We start from the raw sequence: 20,503 nt of genomic DNA on the forward strand, positions 1-20,503 counted from the left end.
TGCGGGGGCCGCCTCGGTCCCTGCCCTTCGACAGGCTCAGGGACCGGCGGGCGTGGCGTCAGTTCGCGGCGAGCGCCTCGAGGACGACGTCGAGTCCTTCGTCGAGCAGTTCGAGGGGGATGGTCAGCGGTGGGAGGAAGCGGACCACGTTGCCGTAGGTGCCGCAGGTCAGGACGATGACGCCGGCCTGGTGGGCGGCCTTCGCGACGCGTGCCGTGAGGGCGGCGTCGGGCTCGCCGGTGGCCGGGTCGACGAACTCGACCGCCATCATGGCGCCGCGCCCGCGGATGTCGCCGATGCGCGGGTCGGAGGTCTGCGCCGCGGTGAAGCGGTCGACGATGCGGGTTTCGATCGCCCGGGCCGAGGCTGCGAGGTCCTCCTCCTCGTACGCTTCGATCGCCGCAAGGGCGGCGACACAGGCGAGTGGGTTGCCACCGTAGGTGCCACCGAGCCCGCCGGCGTGCGGGGCGTCCATGATCTCCGCGCGTCCGGTGACGGCGGAGAGTGGCAGGCCCCCCGCGATGCCCTTGGCGGTGATGATGAGGTCGGGCACGATGTCGAAGCGCTCGGACGCGAACATCGCACCCGTGCGGGCGAAGCCGGTCTGCACCTCGTCGGCGATGAAGACGACGTCGTTCGTGCGGGCCCAGTCGAGCAGGGCCGGCAGGAAGCCGTCCGCCGGGACGATGAAGCCGCCCTCGCCCTGGATGGGTTCGATGATGATCGCCGCGAGATTGTCTGCGCCGATCTGCTTCTCGATCTGGGTGATCGCGCGCTGCGCCGCTTCGGGGCCGGTGAGCCCGCCGTCGCGGAAGGGGTAGGACAGCGGTGCGCGGTACACCTCGGAGGCGAAGGGACCGAAACCGCTCTTGTACGGCATGGACTTGGCGGTGAGGGCCATCGTCAGGTTCGTGCGGCCGTGGTACGCGTGGTCGAAGGCGACGACCGCCTGCTTCTTCGTGTGGCTGCGGGCGATCTTCACCGCGTTCTCGACCGCTTCGGCGCCCGAGTTGAACAGTGCCGTCCGCTTGGCGTGGTCGCCGGGGGTGAGGCGGTTGAGCGCCTCGGCGACCTCGACGTAGGAGTCGTAGGGGGTGATGGTGAAGCAGGTGTGGGTGAACTCCTGCAGCTGTCGGGTGACGGCCTCGACGACGCGCGGGTTGCTGTTGCCCACGCCGGTCACGGCGATGCCGGACCCGAGGTCGATCAGGGAGTTGCCGTCGACGTCGACGAGGACGCCACCGCCCGCGCCGGCCGCGAACACCGGCATCGTCGTGCCGACGCCGGACGCGACCGCAGCGTGTTTCCGGGCCATGAGTTCCTCGGAGATCGGTCCGGGGATGGCGGTGACGAGGCGACGTTCCTGGGGGAGCGAGGGTCCGCCGAGGATGGAGGGCGCGGGGGCTGCGGTGCTGCTCGTCATCGGTACTCCTTCGGCTGCCGCGTCCGGCGGGGGCGCCGAGGTCGTCCGCGAGCAGTGCCACCAGGCTAGGCAGCGGTCCGCATCGGTACAGTCGACAGTCTGTCCATACCAGCGGCTTCAGTTGGACGATCCGGCATCCCTGCGTAGACTCGCGCCATGGCACCGACGCTGCAGGACCTCCTCGACCACCGTGCGCTCGGCCTGAAGCTCGTGGTGGCAGGAACCGAGGGCGCCCTCGACCGGCAGGTCGCCTGGGTATCCGGGTCGGACCTGCCGGACCCCACGCCCTTCCTCCTCGCCGACCAGGTGCTGCTCACGACGGGCACGCAGTTCGGGACCGCCGTGTCGACGACGCAGGTCGAGGCGTACGTCGCCCGCCTCGCCGACGCCGGTGTCGCCGGACTGGGGTTCGGTACCGAGGTGATCACGGCCGGGACACCGCCGGAACTCGCCGAGGCCTGCGCGGCGCACGGGATGCCGCTCGTCGAGGTCCCGTACCGCACGCCGTTCATCGCCGTCATCCGGTACGCGGCCGACCTCCTCACCGAGGCGGCTCGGGCGAGGGACGCCTGGGCACTGGGCGCCCAGCGCGCGATCGCGTTCGCCGCGCTCCGCCCCGACGCGACGGTCGCCGTCGTGACCGAACTCGCGCGGTCCCTCGGCGCCTGGGTCGTGCTCTTCGACGCGCACGCGACCCCGGTGGCGATCGCGGGCGACGGGCCCACCGCCGCTCCCGAGGCCGAGCGCCTCCTGGAGCGGGTGGCCGGCGAGGCCACCATGCTCCTGAGCCGCGGACAGCGTTCGGGGGCGACGCTCGCGAGCCGCACGCGGACGGTGTCGCTGCAGACCCTCGGCCGACGCGGCGACCTCCGGGGCGTGCTCGCCATCGCCGGGACCGACGGCCCGTTGGACGCCGCGGCCCAGAGCGTCGTGACCTCGGTCGTCGCCATCGCCGGGCTCACCCTCGAGCAGGGCGGCGCACTCGGACGGGCGGGGCGCTCGCTGCGCACCGGTGTCTGGCAGCTGCTCCGCGCCGGACAGGCCGCCGCGGCGCGCGAGGTCGCCGAACAGCTCGGCACGCCGTTGCCGAGCGGAGCTGTTCGTGTCGGCGTCTGCTCCGGGCCGACCGACGGGCGCGAGGCGCTCCTCACCGAGCTGGAACGGGCCGAGACGCTCGGTCCGGGTTCGCTCTTCGTCGCCGAGCAGGACGGACGGCCCGTCCTGCTTCTCGCAGCGGCTGAGGGGGACACCGAGACGGACGTCGATCGGGCGGTCGAGGCGGTGATCGCGGCGGCCCCCGCACGGCGGCTCGGACTCTCCCGATCCCTCGCGCTCGCCGATCTGCCGACGGGGATCGAGCAGGCGGTCTCCGCGCACGAGCACGCCGTCTCCGCAGGCGAGGCCGTCGTGCGGTTCGGGGCGCTCGCCGCGGCAGGGATGGCAGGGTTGCTCGACCCCGTCCGCGCCGCCGCCGTGGCCGAGGAACTGCTCGAGCCCGTGCTCCGCGTCGACCGCGAGGAGGGCTCCGACCTCGTGCCGAGCCTCCGCGGCTGGCTCGAGGCGAACGGCCAGTGGGAGCCCGCCGCGCGGCGACTCGGGATCCATCGACACACGCTCCGCAACCGCATCACCCGGGTGGAACAGGTGCTCGGGCGACCGCTCGACACCTTCGCCGCTCGGGCCGAACTCTGGCTCGCGCTGGCCAGCCTGCCGGACGGGGATGCGTTGCGGTCCCGCGAGGCCGTTCTGTAGCCTCGACCGCACGGCGCGCGTGTGCTCCGTGGAACCACGAAGGGGGCGGCGCGCATGAGGATCCGAACGGTGGTCGCCCGGGTGCCGGTCACGATCGCCCTGGTGCTGGTCGTCCTCGTCGTGGGTGTCGTCGGGCGTGGCCTCTGGGAGTCGACGACGGCGCAACCGTGGTGGGACGCGGTCGCCTACGGCCTGCCCGCCTTCGAGGCCGGGCGCTGGTGGACTCCCGTCACCGGGACGTTCCTCGTCGTGGAGCCGTGGGCCTACGTGTTCGCGGTGATCGGGTTCGCCTGGGTCGGCCTGCTGGAGTGGTGGCGGGGATCGAAGGTCGCGCTCATCACCTTCGCCGCCGGTCAGCTCGTCGCCGTCCTCGCCACCGCCGGGTTCCTCTGGGCCGCGAGTCAACTGCCCTGGCCGTGGGCGGCGAGCCTCGCCGGGATGCTCGACGTCGGTCCCTCCGGCGGGACGATGGCGTGCTTCGCCGCGTGCGTGTCGCTCTTCGCCTCTCCGTGGCGGCAGCGGGGCTGGATCATCGTCGCGTCCTACGCCGCGATCGGGGTCCTCTTCATCGGGTCGCTCGCGGACCTCGAGCACGCCTTCGCGGTGCTCTTCGTCCTCGCGGTGAACCGTTCCTTCCGCATCCAGCGGGCCAGTGTGCGCGAGCGCCGACTGCTCGCGTTCACGACGAGTGTGGCCCTCGGCGTCGTCCAGATCGTCGCCCTACTCGTGCCGACCAACGGCCCGTTCGGTCCGACCGCTCCGGCGGAGGGCCCGTGGCTCGACGTCGCGATCGACACGGTGGTGATCATCGTGGTCGCCAACGGCCTGCGGCTCGGTCGTCGCTGGGCGTGGGTGCTGAGCGTCGTCTGGGCGATCCTCAACGTCCTGGTCGCGGTCCTGTACCTGGCGCTGTCGCCGCTCGATCCCGCCGACCTCCCGATCGACTGGGGCGACACCGACGTGTTCCTGGCGACGTCGGTGCTCTGGCTCGCCTTCCTGGTCTACCTCGTCGCGACCCGCAGCGCGTTCTCATCCCACCGACGCCGACAGCTCGGCGTCGGGCGCAAGCAGCAGCAGGACCTGCCGTCGGCGGACGACGCCCGCGCGCTCATCCGGACCGAGGGCGGCGGCTCGCTCTCCTGGATGGCCACGTGGGACGGCATGGAGTACTTCCGCACCTCGGTGGGCCTCGTGCCCTACCAGAAGCACGCCGGTGTCGCGATCGTGCTGGCCGACCCGCTCGGCCCACCGGATCACCTGCGGGCGAGCGTCGCGGAGTTCGTCCAGGCGGCCGAGCGCGACTCCCTCATCCCGTGCTTCTTCAGTTCCAGCCAGGGGACGAAGGACGCGATGCCCGAGGGATGGCGCGACCTCATCATCGCGGACGACACGATCGTCGACCTTCCCGGTCTCGCGTTCACCGGCAAGGCCTGGTCGAACATCCGCACGGCGCTCAACAAGGCCGAGCGCGAGGGGATGGTCTTCCGGATGAGCACCTACGCCGCCGAGACGTGGGGCGTCCGACAGCAGATCCGCGCCATCTCCGAGGGCTGGGTCGGCGACAAGGGTCTGCCGGAGATGCGGTTCACCCTCGGGACCCTGCAGGAGGCCGACGACCCCGAGGTCCGTCTGGCACTCGCGATCTCGCCGGACGGCGACGTCGACGGCTTCCTCAGCTGGCTCCCGGTCTTCGGCCCCGACGGCGAGCACCGCGGATGGACGCTCGACCTCATGCGGCGCCGCGAGGAGGGCTTCGGTTCGGTCATGGAGTTCCTCATCGCCTCCTCGGCCAAGGTCTTCGCCGAGGAGGGCGCGCAGATCCTCTCGCTCTCGGGTGCGCCGCTCGCACACCGGGTGGAGGACGACGAGGGCCGCATCGCGCACCTGCTGGGTCAGCTCAGCGGCATCCTGGAGCCCGTGTACGGCTTCTCGTCCCTCCACCGGTTCAAGCAGAAGTTCAACCCGCGATCGGAGCCGATCTACCTCCTGTACCGCGACGAGGGCGACCTCACGCGGATCGCGGCGGCGCTCACCCGTGCGTTCCTGCCGGACGCGACCCTCCGGCAGTTCGCCGGCGCCGGCATCGACATGCTCAAGCGCGACTGAGCGAGGCCGGCCCTCAGGCGGTGTCGCCGCCCGGGAGTCCCGCTGCGCCGAGGTGCGTCGCCCCGCGGGACCGCGCTCGCTGCTCGGCGAGGGCGGCGGCGAACTCCGTCTCCCAGTCGGAAGCGACCTCGATGCCGAGGCGCCCGGCCTCCTCGATGGTCAGCTCCTTCGGGAAGCCGTTCGTGTCGGACAGCCGGAACACGTCGTGTCCCGTCATGACCCGTCCGGCGTACCCCTGGACCATCTGAAGCCCTGCGCCCAGCGTGCGCCGGAACGACTGCTCCTCCTTGACGAGGACGGCGACGACCTCATTGCGGGCGGCGGCCACCTCCGGGTAGTCGTCGGCGTACAGTCCGGCGATGACGGGCACGATCTCGCCGAAGAAGTTCTCGTGGAGGTCGAGCGAGAGCGCGAGCCGGATCGCCCGTCGGAGCAGTCGTCGCATGACGTAGCCCTGCTCCTTGTTCGACGGACGCACACCGTCCACCGCGAGGAAGGTCGCACCCCGCAGGTGGTCGGCGATGATGCGCATGGCGGTGGTCTCGTCCTCGTAGCGTCTCCCGGTGAGCTCCTCGAGGCGCTCGACGATGGGCCAGAGCAGCGAGATGCGGAAGACGTCGTCGGAGTCGATCGACGCGGCGGCGATGCGTTCGAGGCCGCCGCCGAAGTCGACGTTGCGTCTGGCGAGTTCCTCGAACGAGCCGTCCTCGCGCCGTCGGTACTGCATGAACACCTGGTTGCCGATCTCCATGAACCGTCCGCCGTCGCTCGCGGGATGCGCGAGACCGTAGGACGGGTCCTGGAACTCGGGGCCGAAGTCGTAGAACACCTCGCTGTCGGGGCCGCACGGGTCGCCGATCGGTGTGCCCTCGAGTGACCCGCCGCGGGACCACCAGTTCTCGCCGCCGTCGTAGAAGAAGATCCGCTCACCGGGCCGCACCCCGCGGGCGTCGCCGTCGGCCTGGGAGCCGATCTCCGCGATCCCGTTGGAGACCCCGCGCTCGGCGAACACCGACGCCCAGATCGAGGCGGCCTCGTCGTCGCGCGGGATGCCGTTCGCGGGATCGCCGATGAAGCAGGTGACGGAGATCCGCTCCGGATCCAGTCCGACGATGTCGACCAGGAAGGTGAAGAACTGCCGGATCTGCGTCTCCTTGAAGTAGTCGCCGAGCGACCAGTTGCCGAGCATCTCGAAGAAGGTGGTGTGCCGGTTGTCGCCGACGTCTTCGATGTCCTGGGCCCGGACGCACGGCTGGCTGTCGGTCAACCGCCGTCCGTCGGGGTGATCCTCACCGAGGAGGAACGGCAGGAGCGCCTGCATCCCGCTGCCGTTGAAGAGGGTGCTCGTGTCGCCGCGCGGGACGAGCGGAGCCCGCTTGATCAACGCGTGGCCGTTCCGTTCGAGGAAGTCGAGGTAGGCGTTCCGGATGTCGTGGGCGTCCATGCCGACACGATTCCAGCTTTCCGGTCCGAGGGGAAGCCGCTGGGCGCGGCGACCCGACTCAGTCCGCGTCGTGGAGTGACCGCAGGGCGGTCACGACGTCGTCGTGCCAGCGGCGGGCCGCAGGGAGCACGCCGCCGAAGATCGGGGTGTCGTGCGTCGCGCCCAGGTACATCGTCCCGCTCGCGTCGACGCCGTCGGCCCGGAGCGCGGCGAGGTAGGCCGCGCCGTCACCGCGGAGGGGGTCGTACTCGGCCGTGAGGATCACGGCGCGGGGGAGGTCCGCGTGCGACCGGGCGAGGAGGGGCGACGCGTGCGGCTCCTTCGCCTGACGTCGGTCCAGGAGGTAGGTCTTCGCCACGGAGCGCAGCTCCTTGATCGCGAAGATCCTCGGGATGCCCATCTCCCGCACGGGACGGAGGTCGATGTGGCCGCCGGTGAGGTCCGTGACCGGCACTTCGAGCAGCTGGAGTCGGATGGGCAGCCGGCCGCGTTCACGGTTCACGAGCGTGAGCGCCGCCGCGATGCTGCCGCCGGCGGACACCCCGGCGACGGCGATCCGCCGCGAGTCGATCCCGAGCGTCGCGGCCTCGGCGAACAGCCACTCGAGCGCCGCGTGGGCCTGTTCCAGCTGGGTCGGGTACCGGTGCTCGGGAGCGAGCGCGTAGTCGACGGCGGCGATGACCACGCCGGCGTCGGCCGCCCGACGACGGAACCCCGCGTCGGTCGTCGGGTAGTCGATCCCGCCGATGCGGAACGCCCCACCGAAGAAGGACAGGACCGCGGGCACCGCCTGGTCTCCGTCGGCCGTGGGCGGGTGATAGAGCCGGATCCGGACGTCGGGGAAGCCGGCGACCGGGATCGTGTGCTCCTCGATGCGCAGCTCCGGGCCCGGGACGCCGACGGTCGCGAGCTCCTTCTTGTCCCAGTTCCGCGCGGCCTTGCGGTGCTGTGCGCGTGTCTTCTTGCGGCGGGGTGCGGCGGTGGTGGCCTTCGCCGTCGGGCTCGAGGGCTTCGCCTTCGGTCCGGTGGCCTTCGGGGAGGTCGCCTTCGGGTCCGCGGCGGGAGCGGGCTTCGGGCGTGCGACGGTGGTCGTCTTCGGCCGCAGGAAGAAGGCCTTCGCCTGCTCGAGTGCGGTCGAGATGAGGTAGGCGCGGTGCGTCCGCGCTCGTTCGACGAAGATCGGGTCGAGAGGCAAACGACTCACCTGCCTTGCTGCTCGGATGGGCGGATCCCAGCAGTCTAGGCGGGCTCGGCAGACGACGACCGTGGCTTGCCTGATCGATCCTTCCGCGCGGCTTCACCTCTTGTTCACCGGGAGGCCCGGCCCTGTTCGGGTGCCGCTCGTAGCGTGATCACACGTACGGCACACAGCAGTGCCCGCGTCGGTCACTCGCGGTTCCGCTCCACCGGAGCCACGCGCGGAGCGGGCGGGTGCATCGGTCCTTCTGAAAGGTACGTCCCAGCACATGAAGCTCTCCCTCACCCGCGTCGCTGCGCTCGGCGCCGCCGCCCTCCTCTCGATCGGCCTGGCCGCCTGCTCGAGCGCCAGCGCCACCGACACCGGTTCAGCCGCGGCCGGGACCTTCGCGGTCGACGACCAGACCCTCGTCTTCGGCGTCGTCCCCGACTCGGTCGACACGCAGACCAACTACCAGCCGCTCATGGACTACATCGCCAAGGAGACCGGCAAGAAGGTCGAATACCACGAGTCGACCGACTACGCGGCCCTCATCGAGGCGGCCGTCGCCGGCAAGATCGACGTCGCGTCCTTCTCCGGCTTCACCTACGTGACCGCGCTCAACAACGGGGCCAAGATCACGCCGATCTCGTCGATCATCACCGTCGAGGGGCAGGAGCCGGGCTACTACTCCGAGGCGATCGTCCCGAAGGACTCGTCGATCACCAAGATCGAGGAGTTCAAGGGCAAGAAGGTCTGCTTCGTCGACCCGTCCTCGACGTCCGGGTACCTCTTCCCGAGCTACAACCTGCTCGAGGCCGGCATCGACCCCGAGAAGGACATCACCCCGGTCTTCGCCGGCAAGCACGACGTCTCGGTGACGAAGACCGCCGAGGGCGTCGAGTGCGAGGCGGGCTTCGCCGAGGACTCCGAGGTCGAGAAGAACGACGGCGTGAAGGTCATCGACCGCACGATGGTCCCCGGTGCGCCGATCGTCGAGTCCGACTCCCTGCCCGCCGACGTGAAGGAGAAGCTCGAGAAGGCCCTCTCCGAGGTCACGATCGACCAGATCATCGACTCCGGCGTGAAGAGCGCCGACAGCGACGCCTTCCGCGCGACCTTCTACGGCACCTCGCCGGTCGACGACGCGTACTACGACACCATCCGCGACATCTGCAAGAAGACCAACGCCAAGCAGTGCCAGGCCTGATCTGAGCACCGGCACGCCCTTCGACAAGCGGTTCCTGAGCTTGTCGAAGGGCGGTGGCCGGTGCTCCGGTTCCAGGTCACCAAGCCCGTCGCGGTGCGACGTCCGCATCACCACCAACCTCACGAGAGGCAGCAGTCATGAGCGTCACCGAGCAGCAGGCGCGTCACACCGCACCCGACGGAGCGGAACCGCTCGTGCGTCTCCGCGGGGTCACGAAGCGCTTCGACCGGACGGTCGCCCTGCAGCGCGTCGACCTCGACATCCGTCGCGGTGAGATCGTCGTCCTCCTCGGTCTGTCGGGATCCGGCAAGTCGACGCTCCTCCGTCACCTGGACGGTCTCGAGCGGCCCACCGCAGGGTCCGTCTCGGTCCTCGGCGACGAGGTGCCGGCCCTCGGGCAGCGCGCCCTGCGCCGGCTCCGCGCCCGCGTCGGGTTCGTCTTCCAGCAGTTCGAGCTGGTGCCGTCGCTCACCGTCCTCGAGAACGTCCTGACCGGTTCGCTGGCGGGCGTCCGCGGACCACGTCTCGGCATCCTCGGCTACGGCCGCAACCTGAAGATGAAGGCGCTCGGCCACCTCGACCGCGTCGGGCTCCTCGAGCGCGCCTACCAGCGCGCCGACACCCTCTCCGGTGGTCAGCAGCAGCGCGTCGCCATCGCCAGAGCGCTGATGCAGGACCCCGAGATCCTCCTCGCCGACGAGCCCGTCGCCTCCCTCGACCCGGAGTCGAGCGAGCAGGTGATGGCCCTCATCCGCGAGATCGCGATCGACCGCGGACTCACCGTCGTGTGCAGCCTGCACCAGGTCGACCTCGCGCTCTCCTGGGGCGACCGTATCGTCGGTCTCCGTCACGGCGAGGTGGTCCTCGACACCACGACCGACGGCCTCTCGAAGACCGAGGTGATGGAGATCTACGGCCGGGTCGCGACGAGCACCCGTGAGCTGCAGGCGATCGCCGTGGAGTTGGAGACCGACGAGCTGCTCGGCGACCCCGACGACGACCTCCGCGGCCTGCTCGGCGTCGAGGAGCGCGTGGGCGAGGACGAACTCCCCGACGACCCGGGGTGGGAGTTCGACGCCGATGTCGACGGCCGCGAGCCCGACGAGCTCCGTCGACCTGGCAGGACCCGCTGATGGTCGTTACCGCGCCCGCGAAGACGGCACCGCCCGCCGACCGCCCGCCCGGACTCTCCGGACCCGTCCCGGTCGGTCGTCTCCGCCCGCAGACGATCGCCGCCGTGCTCACGCTCGTCGCGCTGCTCGCGTTCTCGGTCTACTCGCTCCTCGAGGTCGGGATCTCGATCCCGAACATGGTGGCGAGCTGGGGCAACGCGGTCAACTTCTTCAACCGGGTGGGGACGATCACGTTCCCGCCGCCCGGGGAACTGCTGTCGCTCACCGCCCTGACCCTGGGGATCGTGATCTCCGGCACGGTCCTCGCTGCGGTGCTCTCGATTCCGGTCGCCTACCTCGCAGCCGCCAACACGACCCCGGGACCGGCCTGGCGCGCGGTCGGTCGGTTCATCGGCGTACTCAGCCGTGCTGTGCCGGACGTCGTCATCGCGATGATCCTCGTGCTCATGTTCTCGCTCGGCTCGCTGCCCGGCATCATCGCGATCGGGCTGCACTCCGTCGGCATGATCTCGAAGCTCTTCGCGGACGCGATCGAGCAGGTCGACGAAGGGCCGCGACTCGCGATCCGGGCGGCCGGCGGCTCGAAGCTGCAGGAGTTCACCTCGGGTGTGCTGCCGCAGGTCCTGCCGTCCTGGGTGGCCACGGTCCTCCACCGCGGCGACATCAACCTGCGCGGTTCGGTCCTGCTCGGCTACGTCGGCGTCCTCGGCCTCGGCCGTGAGCTGTCGCTCGCGTTCAAGTCACTCGACTACTCGCTCGGCATCGGACTCGCGATCGTCATCTTCGCGCTGTGCGTCGTCATGGAGATCGTGTCGAGCACCGTGCGCACCGTGATGCTCGGGGTGCAGCCGACCGGACGCGGACTCGGTGACCGCGTCGTGCGTCGGGTGGCCGCGGGTCGGGACGCGCGTCGCGCGGTGAATGGGAGCAGTCGGACGACCGCTGCTCCGAGCGCCGAGTCCCGGATCGCCGCTGCAGCGAAGCGACCCTGGACGCCGGCCCGCGTCCGCGACACCGTCGGTGCCTGGCTCGCCGTGGCGGTCGTGGTCTGGGGCGTCGTCGTGTCCGACATCCAGTGGGGCGACCTCGTGACGTTCTGGGCGAAGGCGCCCGACGTCCTCGCCCGTCTCTGGCCGCCGTCGTTCGGCATGCGCACGACGGAGCAGATGGTCGAGGCGATGTTCGAGACCGTCGCGATCGCCTTCGCGGCGACCCTCATCGCCCTCGTCTGCTCGATCGTCATCGGGTCCCTCGCCGCACGGAACGTCGCCCCGAACCGTGGTGTCCGCACCGGCGCCCGGTTCGCGCTCGTCGGCATCCGCGGCATCCCGGAGCTCATCCTCGCGATCCTGCTCATCGTCGTCACCGGGCTCGGTGCCCAGGCGGGGACGCTCGCGCTCGGCATCTGCGGGATCGGCCTCCTCGGCAAGCTCATCGCCGACTCCTTCGAGGAGGTCGCGCCCGGACCGGAACGGGCGCTGATCGCCGTCGGTGCGACCCGACCGCAGGTCTACGCCGCCGCGACCCTCCCGCAAGGGGCCCGCGCGCTGGTCGGGCACACCTTCTACACGCTCGACACGAACATCCGCGCCGCGACCATGCTCGGCATCGTCGGCGGAGGCGGCATCGGCTACTACCTGATCCAGGCGGACCAGGGCGGGAACTACGACCAGGTCACGGCCATCGTGCTGATGATCCTCGCGGTGGTCCTCGTCGTCGAGGGCATCGCCATGTGGATGCGGAGGGTGTTCTCGTGAACGGACGACGGATGAGCGGCGGGGTGTCGGCGGCGCGGGTCGGCCTCGGCGTCGGCTCGCTGGGTGCTTCGGCCGATCGCGCCGATGTCGTGATCGTCGGAGCCGGCATCGTCGGGCTGTCGGCGGCGCTCGCCGCCGTTGACGCCGGTGCCGAGGTCGTGGTCGTCGAACGCTCGGCCGAAGCCCAGGGTGCATCGGTCCGGAACTTCGGCCATCTGGCGGCGACGCCGCAGGCCGGGCTCGCCGCTCGCCTCGCCGCGCGTTCGGCCGAGATCTGGCAGCGACTCGAGCAGGACGCGGGGCTGTGGGTCCGGCGTTCGGGCACGCACGTGGTCGCCCGGCACCTCGACGAGCTGCGCGTCCTCGAGGACTTCGCGGCGTCCCGTGCTCAGGCGGGTGCCGCGGCCGACGTCCGCCTGTACGACGCGGCCGAGTTCCTGCAGCAGGTGCCGATCAGCGCCGACGACGTGGTGGGCGGCGCCTGGCTGCCACGCGATCTCCAGGTGAATCCGCGTCAGGCCCTGGGCGCCGTCACGGCGTACCTGGAACGCCGCGGTGTCGAGTTCCGGCGCCGGACGACGGTGACCGGACTGCGCTCCGGCTTCGTCGACACCAGCCGCGGCGTCATCGCCGCAGGCCTCACCGTGGTCGCGGTGAACCACGACATCGACACGCTGCTGCCCGAGCTGGCCGAGCGGGCGGTCGTCCGTCGATGCGCGCTCGACATGGTCCGGGTGCGCGCCGAGCTCCCGATGCCGATGCCGGCGCCGCTCCTGACCGGGTGGTCGCTCCTGCGCTACGCGGGATTCGCCGACTCGCCCGCCATCCCGGCACTCCGGGAGCGACTGCAGCAGGACCACCCCGGGCTCGCTTCGCTCGACGTCAACCTCATGGCGACCCAGCTGCCGGACGGCTCGATCATCCTCGGCGACACCCACAGCCGCGGCGAGGCGGTCTCCCCGTTCCAGTCCGAGCACGCCTTCGACGAACTCCTCCGGGCAGGGAGCGCGCTGTTCGGGACGAGGCTCGACGTCCTCGAACGCTGGCAGGGCGTCTACGCCACCGCCCCGGAGGAGTTGCTCATCGACGAACCGACCCCGGGCGTCCGCGTGGTCGCCGCGACGACGGGCATCGGGATGACGACCGGACCCGCACTCGGCGAGCTGGCCGTCGCCGAGCACCTCGGCCCGACCTTCTCGCCGGCGCAGCCGACCAGTGTCCGCGCCGCATCAGCCCACCTTCAGAAAGGCCTCTCGTGACCAGCATCGATCGATCCCAGCAGGACAGCACCACCGCTCCCGACCCCGTCGACGACGTGGAGACCGACCTCGACGACCTCGACGAGCTGGAGGACGGGTTCGACGACGCGCACGAGGAGGACCTCCTGCTCGAACTGGTGGTCCTCGACCTCGCCGGGACGACGGTCTCGGACGACGGCGTCGTCGAGGACGCCTTCCGCGTCGCCGCCGAGACGATCGGCATCGACACCGAGGACGCGCTCGACGCGGCCATCGAGCTCGTCCGCGACACGATGGGCCAGTCGAAGCTCGACGTGTTCCTCATGCTGACCGACGGCGATGAGGCTCGAGCCGCTTCAGGCAACGCCACCTTCGAAGCGGCCTACGAGCGCCTCGTCGGCGAGGGGCGCGTCGAGGCGATCCCCGGAGCCGAGGACACGGTGCGGCGGCTCCGCGAGCTCGGCGTGGGCGTCGTGTTCACCACCGGGTTCGCCCCCGCCACGCGCGACGCGCTCCTCGCGAGCCTCGGGTGGTCCGAACTCGCCGACGACGCCCTGTCGCCCGCCGACGCCGGCCGAGGGCGTCCAGCGCCCGACCTGCCGCTGACGGCGCTCCTCCGGTTCGGTGCGAGCGCCGTCGACACCATGGTCGTCGTCGGCGACACGGCCAGCGACATGCTGTCCGGGGTGAACGCCGGCGCCGGGCTCGTCGTCGGGGTGCTCACCGGAGCGCACGACGAGGAGACGCTGCTCGAGGCGGGCGCCGACGAGATCATCACGAGCATCGCCGAGTTGCCCGCGCTGCTCGGTCTCGACTGAACGACCGACCGGGGGAACCATGCACACGACGCTCACCGCGCACGAGGGCAACGACGTCTTCATCAGACCGTCGCCGATCGCGATGGTCTGGCAGGGGCCTGGGCACCCGCACCAGGCGATGGCGGTGCCCGGGGTGACGCTCGGGCCGGGGGACGTCCTCGTCGAGGTGGAACTGGCGACCGTGTGCGGCTCCGACGTGCACACCGTCCTCGGGCACCGTGACGCCGCCACACCGCTCGTCCTCGGGCACGAACAGGTGGGACGCGTCGTGGCGGTCGGGGGACCCGTCACCGCGGTGGACGGCACCGTCCTCGTCGCTGGGATGCGGGTCGTGTGGTCGGTCGTCGTGAGCTGCGGCGTCTGCGATCGCTGCTCCGCCGGCCTGGAGCAGAAGTGCCGCAGGCTCGCGAAGTACGGGCACGACCGGGTCCACCGCGGCTGGGAGTTGAGCGGCGGGTTCGCGACCCACGTCGAACTCCTCGAGGGCACGGCCATCGTGATCGTGGGGGAGACGCCGCCCGCCGCCGTCTTCGCGCCCGCGTCCTGCGCGACGGCCACCGCGATCGCCGCACTGGATGCGGCCGGGCACGACCTGCCCGGCACGGCGGTGCTCGTGACCGGCGCCGGGATGCTCGGGTTGACCGTCGCGGCCATGGCGGCCGATGCCGGGGCGCGCGTCGTCGTGAGTGATCCGGACCCCGCCCGCCGGCTGCTCGCCGGCCGCTTCGGCGCCATCGCGACGGTCGACCCCACGATCGGCGCCGCCGAGCACCTCGACGCCGCACACCTCGCGGCGGGTGTGGAGGGCTTCCCCGTCGCCATCGAGATGTCCGGCGACGCCCGTGCCGTGGACGCCGCCATCGCGTCGCTGTCGATCGGTGGAACAGCTGTCCTCGTCGGCAGTGTGTCGCCCGGTGCACCGCTCGGCATCGACGCCGAACGCATCGTCCGACGCCTCCTCACGGTGCGCGGGGCACACAACTACCGACCGCGGGATCTGGCCCGCGCGGTCGACTTCCTTACCGGTGCGTGGCGTCGGTATCCGTTCGCCGAACTCGTCGGCCCGGAGTTCCCCTTGCAGGACGTCGACGACGCGCTCGCCGCAGCCGCGTCGGGCACCTTCCCGCGCGTCGGGGTACGACCCTGAACGGACCACGGGGTGCGCTTCGACCTGGCGCGGATCGTCCGATGAGCCAGGCGGGGTCCCGACGACGGCTCGGCGACGGCCCGCCAAGGCGGCGTGACCCCTTCGGGCGCCCCCATTCCGGGGGCCACCGCGGTCGATCCGCCGCGGATTTCCGCCGATCTCGGCTCGTGAATCCCGCCGCATGACCCACCTTGTGGGGTATCCTCGGGCCATGACGGTCACGACTCGCCACCCCGGGGTGGTCCGTGTCGGTGGTCGCCTCATGGTCGTGGATCCCTTCGCGGAACGAGGCGAGCTCACCGAGGGTCAGCAGCGCGGTCACCAGCTGCGGCGGAGGATCACCCTCCTGCTCGGTGCCTTCCTCCTCCTCACGGGCTTCGTCCTCGGTGCGACGGCGGGCGTGCTGGTCGAGTGGTGGCTCGTGCACGACGAACGCTCGTCCGTGTCACTCCCCGGCTTCGACCCGGATTGGGCGCCCGGACTCGACGTCGTCGGCGCCTTGCTCGGTGCGATCCTCGTCGCCGTCCTCCTGCTCGCGTCGGCCGAGCGACGCAACCGCCGCCGCCGACTGGACGGCGGACACCAGCCGTCGCGGTGGATCGATCCGCTCAACGATCACCTCATCGGGCTGAGTGACGACCTTCCGTGGACCTCGCTCTGGACGCTGACGCGCATGTACGCCACTGCGGAGCGGCTGCAGCGGGAGCTCGTGGAGCGCAGCGGCACACGCAGCGAGGTGGGCAGTGACGATTCATGCGATCTCGTCGAGGCACGGCTCGCGGCCGACGATGCACGCGACGCGCTCGAGAAGACGGCCACGCTCATGGGTGTCATCGTGCCGGAGGGGCCGCTGCCCGATGCGCAGGCCATCCTGGCCGACAGCGCTCGGCTCCGTGCCCGTCGGAAGACGAGCTGACCGGTACCTTCGATCAGCGACCGGTGCCGGTGAGGCGCTCGAGGAGTTCGCGGTAGCGGGCGGCCGTCTGCGTGACGATCTCGGCAGGCAGGGTGGGTGGTGTGGGCGTCGAGGCGTCGTTTTGGTCCCAGTTGTGGGCCAACCAGTTGCGGACGATCTGCTTGTCGAAACTCGCCATCCGTGCGGTGGGGTCGTCGCTCGTCAGGTAGACGTCGCGGTCCCAGTATCGGCTTGAGTCGGAGGTGAGCACTTCGTCGCCGAGCGTGATGACGCCGGTCGCCGGGTTGCGGCCGAACTCGAACTTCGTGTCGGCCAGGATGACGCCGTGACGCTCCGCCGTGAGCGATGCCGTCTCGTAGATGCCGAGTGACAGGTCCTTCAGTGCGACCGCGTCGTCCTCGCCGATGAGTTCGACCATGCGGCTGAACGAGATGTTCTCGTCGTGCTCGCCGAGCGGCGCCTTGTACGCGGGGGTGAACAGCGGCTCGGGCAGGCGATCGCCGTCGCGCAGACCCTCGGGCAGCGGGATGCCGCAGACGGTGCGGTTCGCGACGTACTCCTTCCAGCCGGAGCCGGTGAGGTAGCCGCGGACGACGCACTCGATGGGGAACATGTCGAGCTTCCTGACGAGCATCGCGCGCCCGGCGAACTCCACCGGGATGCTGGACACCGCGACGCCCGCGGCGTCGAGCTCATGATCGGGCACGAGGTGGTTCGGCACCTCGCGGAGCTGGTCGAACCACCAGAGGCTCAGGCTGGTGAGCAGATCGCCCTTGCCGGGGATGCCCGGCTCGAGGACATGGTCGAAGGCGCTCACCCGGTCGCTCGCGACGACGAGCAGGAGGTCGTCGGGGCCGGCGGCCGGCTCGTACAGGTCGCGGACCTTGCCCGAGTAGACGTGGTTCCAGGCGTTGGTCTCCGAGGGTGCGCTCACTCGTTCATTATCGCGCATGGCCTCCTCTCTGGCCGATCGTCGGCCTTGCGTCAGCGTCGACGGCAGCGTATATTCCATGTGGAATAGTTCGAGCGGAACGATGGTGGGAGTCATGGGCAAGGTCAAGCCGCTCGGTCCGCTCGCCGTCGCCGCGCTCGGGTATCTGGCCGAGCGACCCATGCACCCCTACGAGATGTACCAACTCGCGCTCCACCGGCAGGAGGACCGCGTCGTCAAGGTGAGTCCCGGCTCGCTCTACCGCGCCGTCTACGGACTCGAGGCCGACGGCCTCGTGCTCGCTTCCGGGACCGACCGCGAGGGAGCCCGTCCCGAGCGCACCACGTTCGAGATCACCGACCTCGGTCGGCACCTGCTGGGGGAGCGGCTGCGCGAGCTGCTCAGCACCCCCACGAACGAGTACCCGGAGCTCGGGCTCGCGCTGTCCGAGGCCCACGAACTGGGCGCCGAGGAGGTGCGGATGCTGCTCGAGACCCGTATCCTCCGGCAGGAGGCCGAGCTCGCCGACCTCGATCGCCGCATGACGTGGGCGCTCGAACGCGGGATCCCGCGCGTGTACTGGATCAACGTCCCCTACTCGGCCGCCATGGTGCGCGCCGAGATCGCCCACCTCGAATCGCTCCTCGCCGAGATCGCCGACGGTGCACTCGCCTGGCACGTGCCGGGGACCCGTGCGCCACTCCACGAGCAGGCGGCGACCCCGCCCGTGTCCTCTCAGCCGACACCCTCCCCGTGAACCTCCGGGACGACCGACCAGTCCGGCCGGCGGTCCCGCTCATCCTCGCGTCCCGAACGCGAACCCGTCCTCCATGCAGAAAGGGACATCATGTCCGCATCCCCCACGCCGCCGCCCGCCGGCGTCCCGTCTCCTGCGAAGGGGGCCGTGCGCCCTTGGCCGGCGCTCTGGTCCTTGGTCATCGGCTTCTTCATGATCCTCATCGACACGACCATCGTGTCCGTGGCGAACCCCGCGATCATGCGCGGCCTCGACACCGACATCAACAACGTCATCTGGGTCACGAGCGCCTACCTGCTCGCCTATGCCGTGCCGCTGCTCATCACCGGTCGTCTCGGCGACCGCTTCGGCCCGAAGAACCTCTACCTCACCGGTCTCGTCGTCTTCACCCTCGCCTCGCTCTGGTGCGGCCTGTCGGGCTCCATCGAGATGCTCATCGTCGCCCGCGTCGTGCAGGGTCTCGGTGCGGCGCTCATGACGCCGCAGACGATGGCCGTCATCACGCGCATCTTCCCGCCGGATCGCCGTGGCGCGGCCATGGGTCTCTGGGGAGCGACCGCCGGTGTCGCGACGCTCGTCGGCCCGATCCTCGGCGGCGTGCTCGTCGACGGCTTCGGGTGGGAGTGGATCTTCTTCATCAACGTGCCCGTCGGTGTCATCGGCTTCATCATGGTCTGGCGCAACGTCCCCGCGCTCGCCACGCACCCGCACAGGTTCGACGTGCTCGGGGTCGTCCTCAGCGGACTCGGGATGTTCCTCCTCGTGTTCGGCATCCAGGAGGGCCAGAGCTACGACTGGGGCACGATCACCGGTCCGATCACCGTGTGGAGTCTCGTCATCGCCGGCGTCGTCGTCCTCGGCCTGTTCGTCGTGTGGCAGGCCGTCATGAAGGGTGAGCCGCTGCTCCCGCTGGCGTTGTTCCGCGATCGCAACTTCTCGGTCGGCAACCTCGCGATCTCGACGATCGGGTTCACGATCACGAGCATGTCGCTGCCGCTCGTCTTCTTCTACCAGACCGTCCGCGGCCTGACCCCGACGCAGTCCGCGCTCATGCTCGTCCCGATGGCCGTGCTCTCCGCCGGCCTCGCGCCCGTGGTCGGGCGGGCGATCGACCGCGTGAACCCGAAGTGGTTCGCGCTCGCGGGGCTCCTCCTGCTGGCCCTTGCGCTCGGCTGGTACTCGATCCTGCTCACGCCGGAGCAGCCGATCCTCTTGCTGCTCCTCCCGAGCGCCGTCCTCGGTCTCGCCAACGGCTTCATGTGGGGCCCGGTCTCCAATCTCACTACCCGAGGGCTCCCGCAGCACCAGGCCGGCGCCGGCTCAGGTGTGTTCAACACGACCCGTCAGATCGGAGCCGTCCTCGGCAGCGCCGCGATCGCCGCGCTCATCCAGGGACGTCTCGCGGCCGAGCTGCCCGCCGCTCCCGGTGGGGCGACCGGAGGCGTGAGCGAGGTGACGGGCGGCGAGCTGCCCGAGTTCCTGCACGCCGGCTTCACCACCGCGATGGCCCAGTCGCTGCTCCTGCCCGCAGCGTTGGCGCTCGTGGGCGCCGTCGTGGTGCTGTTCTTCCAGAAGCCGAAGGCGGCGTCCTGGTCGACCCCGGAGACCCAGCACGGTCAAGCGACCGCAGCGGCCGAGGCGGCGAGTCGCGCAGCCGCCGAGTGACGCGTTCGGAGCGACGACACCGGGTCGGCTCAGGGATCGACGAGGTCGCTGACCGTCCTGGTGCCGCCGTTCCAGAATCGGAGGCCGAGGACCCGTCCGTCCGGGTACGGGCCGATCGCAGCCAAGGTGTCGAGCGCTGTGGCCGTCTGCTCCCGGGTCAGCCGACGGGAGAGCGTGACGTGCGGCGTCCAGAACCCCGGCCGAGTGTGGTCGAAGGCGCCCTGGACCAGCGCGGCGATCCGGTCGTGCAGCTCGAGCAGAGCCACCCCTGGGACGACACCGAGCGCGAGGACCGCGCCCGACCGACGAGGGAAGAACAGCGGGGCGCCGAGGCGGACGGGGAACGGTCGGAAGTCGGGTCGTCCCTGCAGCTCCAGCGTCGCCCCGGCGGCCAGGGTGACATGCGGACGGTTGCTGGCACCCTGATGGGTGGACAAGCTCGGCAGGCCGGCCTCGGCCAGGGCACGCCATCGAGCCCGGACGGCCGCGTCGAGCTCGTCGTCGAAGGTCACGTCGATACTGTCCGTCATCAGTCGGTCGGCACCGGCCAGACGTAGTCGAGCGTCGCCGGGTCGTCGGGGAAGATGCCGCTGTAGAGCTCCGGCGCTTTGGCGAGGAGCTTGGACCGGTGGGAGCGATGGACGTCGGCCCGCCCGAGCCACGGCGGCAGCTCGAAGTCGTCCGCCTCGTAGGCTCCGAAGTCGTCCGGGGCGTCGGCGAGTGCCAGCAGGGTCTTCTCGAGGCAGGTGTCGGCGTGACCTCGGCCGACCCAGACCGCGCAGGTGGCGACCTGGTAGTCCATGAGCGCGGGCCGATACCCTCGCCACATCGCCGTCACCGGATGATGCTGCCAGCCGTACCCCGGGACGATGAGCGCCTTCATCACCTGCAGCGTCTCCACCCGCTGCTTGCCCAACCGCTTGTCGTCGAGGACCTCGGCACTCGCCAGGAAGTCGGGGTAGGGGAGGAACGTCTGCACCCTCCCAGTCAACACGGCGGCAGCGCCCGTCGACAGGGCTTGCGGTCCTG

Annotated in this window: 17 protein-coding genes; 11 read left to right on the plus strand and 6 right to left on the minus strand. The window is 70.8% G+C overall.

Annotation, left to right across the window (positions count from 1 at the left end; all coding sequences use genetic code 11):
* Positions 1-58: 58 nt before the first annotated feature.
* Positions 59-1,423 carry a 4-aminobutyrate--2-oxoglutarate transaminase gene (gabT, locus tag A4X17_RS02960; RefSeq protein ID WP_064294187.1) on the minus strand — a complete coding sequence of 455 codons (1,365 nt, stop codon included), beginning with the start codon at positions 1,421-1,423 and terminating at the stop codon, positions 59-61.
* A gap of 156 nt (positions 1,424-1,579) precedes the next feature.
* Here gabT and A4X17_RS02965 point away from each other — a divergent pair, with 156 nt between their 5' ends.
* Together A4X17_RS02965 and A4X17_RS02970 are read left to right on the plus strand one after the other, a co-directional pair.
* Positions 1,580-3,175: a PucR family transcriptional regulator gene (locus tag A4X17_RS02965; protein WP_064294188.1), complete on the plus strand. Its 1,596-nt coding sequence runs from the start codon at positions 1,580-1,582 to the stop codon at positions 3,173-3,175.
* A 54-nt stretch (positions 3,176-3,229) separates the two neighbouring features.
* Complete coding sequence (locus tag A4X17_RS02970; protein ID WP_082915884.1) at positions 3,230-5,281, plus strand: bifunctional lysylphosphatidylglycerol flippase/synthetase MprF; 2,052 nt, start codon at positions 3,230-3,232, stop codon at positions 5,279-5,281.
* A 13-nt stretch (positions 5,282-5,294) separates the two neighbouring features.
* On the opposite strand, the gene A4X17_RS02975 is transcribed toward A4X17_RS02970, so the two are convergent.
* Both A4X17_RS02975 and A4X17_RS02980 read right to left on the minus strand, forming a co-directional pair.
* A complete protein-coding gene (locus A4X17_RS02975; protein WP_064294190.1) occupies positions 5,295-6,725 on the minus strand; it encodes an alanine--tRNA ligase-related protein in 1,431 nt (476 codons plus the stop codon).
* Positions 6,726-6,783: 58 nt separating this feature from the next.
* Positions 6,784-7,929: an alpha/beta hydrolase gene (locus tag A4X17_RS02980; RefSeq protein WP_231884276.1), complete on the minus strand. Its 1,146-nt coding sequence runs from the start codon at positions 7,927-7,929 to the stop codon at positions 6,784-6,786.
* A 262-nt stretch (positions 7,930-8,191) separates the two neighbouring features.
* Between A4X17_RS02980 and A4X17_RS02985 the strand changes: the two genes are divergently transcribed.
* From A4X17_RS02985 to A4X17_RS03015, 7 genes are all read left to right on the plus strand, one after another.
* Complete coding sequence (locus A4X17_RS02985) at positions 8,192-9,112, plus strand: phosphate/phosphite/phosphonate ABC transporter substrate-binding protein (protein WP_064294192.1); 921 nt, start codon at positions 8,192-8,194, stop codon at positions 9,110-9,112.
* Between the two features lie 137 nt (positions 9,113-9,249).
* On the plus strand, positions 9,250-10,245 hold the full coding sequence (phnC, locus tag A4X17_RS02990; RefSeq protein ID WP_082915885.1) for a phosphonate ABC transporter ATP-binding protein: 996 nt from the start codon (positions 9,250-9,252) through the stop codon (positions 10,243-10,245).
* Positions 10,245-12,002 carry a phosphonate ABC transporter, permease protein PhnE gene (gene phnE / locus A4X17_RS02995; RefSeq protein ID WP_064294193.1) on the plus strand — a complete coding sequence of 586 codons (1,758 nt, stop codon included), beginning with the start codon at positions 10,245-10,247 and terminating at the stop codon, positions 12,000-12,002. The genes phnC and phnE overlap by 1 nt, the downstream gene beginning before the upstream one ends.
* On the plus strand, positions 11,999-13,261 hold the full coding sequence (locus A4X17_RS03000) for a TIGR03364 family FAD-dependent oxidoreductase (RefSeq protein WP_231884277.1): 1,263 nt from the start codon (positions 11,999-12,001) through the stop codon (positions 13,259-13,261). The genes phnE and A4X17_RS03000 overlap by 4 nt, the downstream gene beginning before the upstream one ends.
* Entirely contained in the window at positions 13,258-14,058 is an 801-nt protein-coding gene (locus tag A4X17_RS03005; protein WP_231884278.1) for an HAD family hydrolase, read from the plus strand. The genes A4X17_RS03000 and A4X17_RS03005 overlap by 4 nt, the downstream gene beginning before the upstream one ends.
* A 19-nt stretch (positions 14,059-14,077) precedes the next feature.
* Complete coding sequence (locus A4X17_RS03010) at positions 14,078-15,205, plus strand: alcohol dehydrogenase catalytic domain-containing protein (protein ID WP_064294194.1); 1,128 nt, start codon at positions 14,078-14,080, stop codon at positions 15,203-15,205.
* Between the two features lie 211 nt (positions 15,206-15,416).
* On the plus strand, positions 15,417-16,121 hold the full coding sequence (locus tag A4X17_RS03015) for a hypothetical protein (RefSeq protein ID WP_139205499.1): 705 nt from the start codon (positions 15,417-15,419) through the stop codon (positions 16,119-16,121).
* 13 nt (positions 16,122-16,134) lie between these two features.
* On the opposite strand, the gene A4X17_RS03020 is transcribed toward A4X17_RS03015, so the two are convergent.
* Positions 16,135-17,073: a phosphoribosylaminoimidazolesuccinocarboxamide synthase gene (locus tag A4X17_RS03020; RefSeq protein ID WP_064294196.1), complete on the minus strand. Its 939-nt coding sequence runs from the start codon at positions 17,071-17,073 to the stop codon at positions 16,135-16,137.
* A gap of 94 nt (positions 17,074-17,167) precedes the next feature.
* Between A4X17_RS03020 and A4X17_RS03025 the strand changes: the two genes are divergently transcribed.
* Positions 17,168-17,809 carry a PadR family transcriptional regulator gene (locus A4X17_RS03025; protein ID WP_064294197.1) on the plus strand — a complete coding sequence of 214 codons (642 nt, stop codon included), beginning with the start codon at positions 17,168-17,170 and terminating at the stop codon, positions 17,807-17,809.
* 90 nt (positions 17,810-17,899) lie between these two features.
* Positions 17,900-19,474, plus strand: a complete 1,575-nt coding sequence (locus A4X17_RS03030; protein WP_064294198.1) for a DHA2 family efflux MFS transporter permease subunit — start codon at positions 17,900-17,902, stop codon at positions 19,472-19,474.
* A 29-nt stretch (positions 19,475-19,503) separates the two neighbouring features.
* On the opposite strand, the gene A4X17_RS03035 is transcribed toward A4X17_RS03030, so the two are convergent.
* Both A4X17_RS03035 and A4X17_RS03040 read right to left on the minus strand, forming a co-directional pair.
* A complete protein-coding gene (locus A4X17_RS03035) occupies positions 19,504-19,986 on the minus strand; it encodes a 2'-5' RNA ligase family protein (protein WP_167620433.1) in 483 nt (160 codons plus the stop codon).
* 17 nt (positions 19,987-20,003) lie between these two features.
* Positions 20,004-20,453, minus strand: a complete 450-nt coding sequence (locus A4X17_RS03040) for an MSMEG_6728 family protein (RefSeq protein WP_064294200.1) — start codon at positions 20,451-20,453, stop codon at positions 20,004-20,006.
* Positions 20,454-20,503: the final 50 nt, after the last annotated feature.

Origin of the sequence: Plantibacter sp. H53, from assembly GCF_001650455.1 — a bacterium.
GTDB classification, from domain to species: domain Bacteria; phylum Actinomycetota; class Actinomycetes; order Actinomycetales; family Microbacteriaceae; genus Plantibacter; species Plantibacter flavus_A.

Excerpts from the sequence above, each read along its gene's own strand:
- A4X17_RS02975 (WP_064294190.1), bottom strand. The coding sequence starts at position 6,725 with ATGGACGCCCACGACATCCGGAACGCCTACCTCGACTTCCTCGAACGG.
- A4X17_RS02970 (WP_082915884.1), top strand. The coding sequence starts at position 3,230 with ATGAGGATCCGAACGGTGGTCGCCCGGGTGCCGGTCACGATCGCCCTG.
- A4X17_RS03025 (WP_064294197.1), top strand. The coding sequence starts at position 17,168 with ATGGGCAAGGTCAAGCCGCTCGGTCCGCTCGCCGTCGCCGCGCTCGGG.
- A4X17_RS02965 (WP_064294188.1), top strand. The coding sequence starts at position 1,580 with ATGGCACCGACGCTGCAGGACCTCCTCGACCACCGTGCGCTCGGCCTG.
- gabT (WP_064294187.1), bottom strand. The coding sequence starts at position 1,423 with ATGACGAGCAGCACCGCAGCCCCCGCGCCCTCCATCCTCGGCGGACCC.
- A4X17_RS03030 (WP_064294198.1), top strand. The coding sequence starts at position 17,900 with ATGTCCGCATCCCCCACGCCGCCGCCCGCCGGCGTCCCGTCTCCTGCG.
- A4X17_RS03015 (WP_139205499.1), top strand. The coding sequence starts at position 15,417 with ATGACGGTCACGACTCGCCACCCCGGGGTGGTCCGTGTCGGTGGTCGC.
- phnC (WP_082915885.1), top strand. The coding sequence starts at position 9,250 with ATGAGCGTCACCGAGCAGCAGGCGCGTCACACCGCACCCGACGGAGCG.
- A4X17_RS03010 (WP_064294194.1), top strand. The coding sequence starts at position 14,078 with ATGCACACGACGCTCACCGCGCACGAGGGCAACGACGTCTTCATCAGA.
- A4X17_RS02985 (WP_064294192.1), top strand. The coding sequence starts at position 8,192 with ATGAAGCTCTCCCTCACCCGCGTCGCTGCGCTCGGCGCCGCCGCCCTC.
- A4X17_RS03020 (WP_064294196.1), bottom strand. The coding sequence starts at position 17,073 with ATGCGCGATAATGAACGAGTGAGCGCACCCTCGGAGACCAACGCCTGG.
- phnE (WP_064294193.1), top strand. The coding sequence starts at position 10,245 with ATGGTCGTTACCGCGCCCGCGAAGACGGCACCGCCCGCCGACCGCCCG.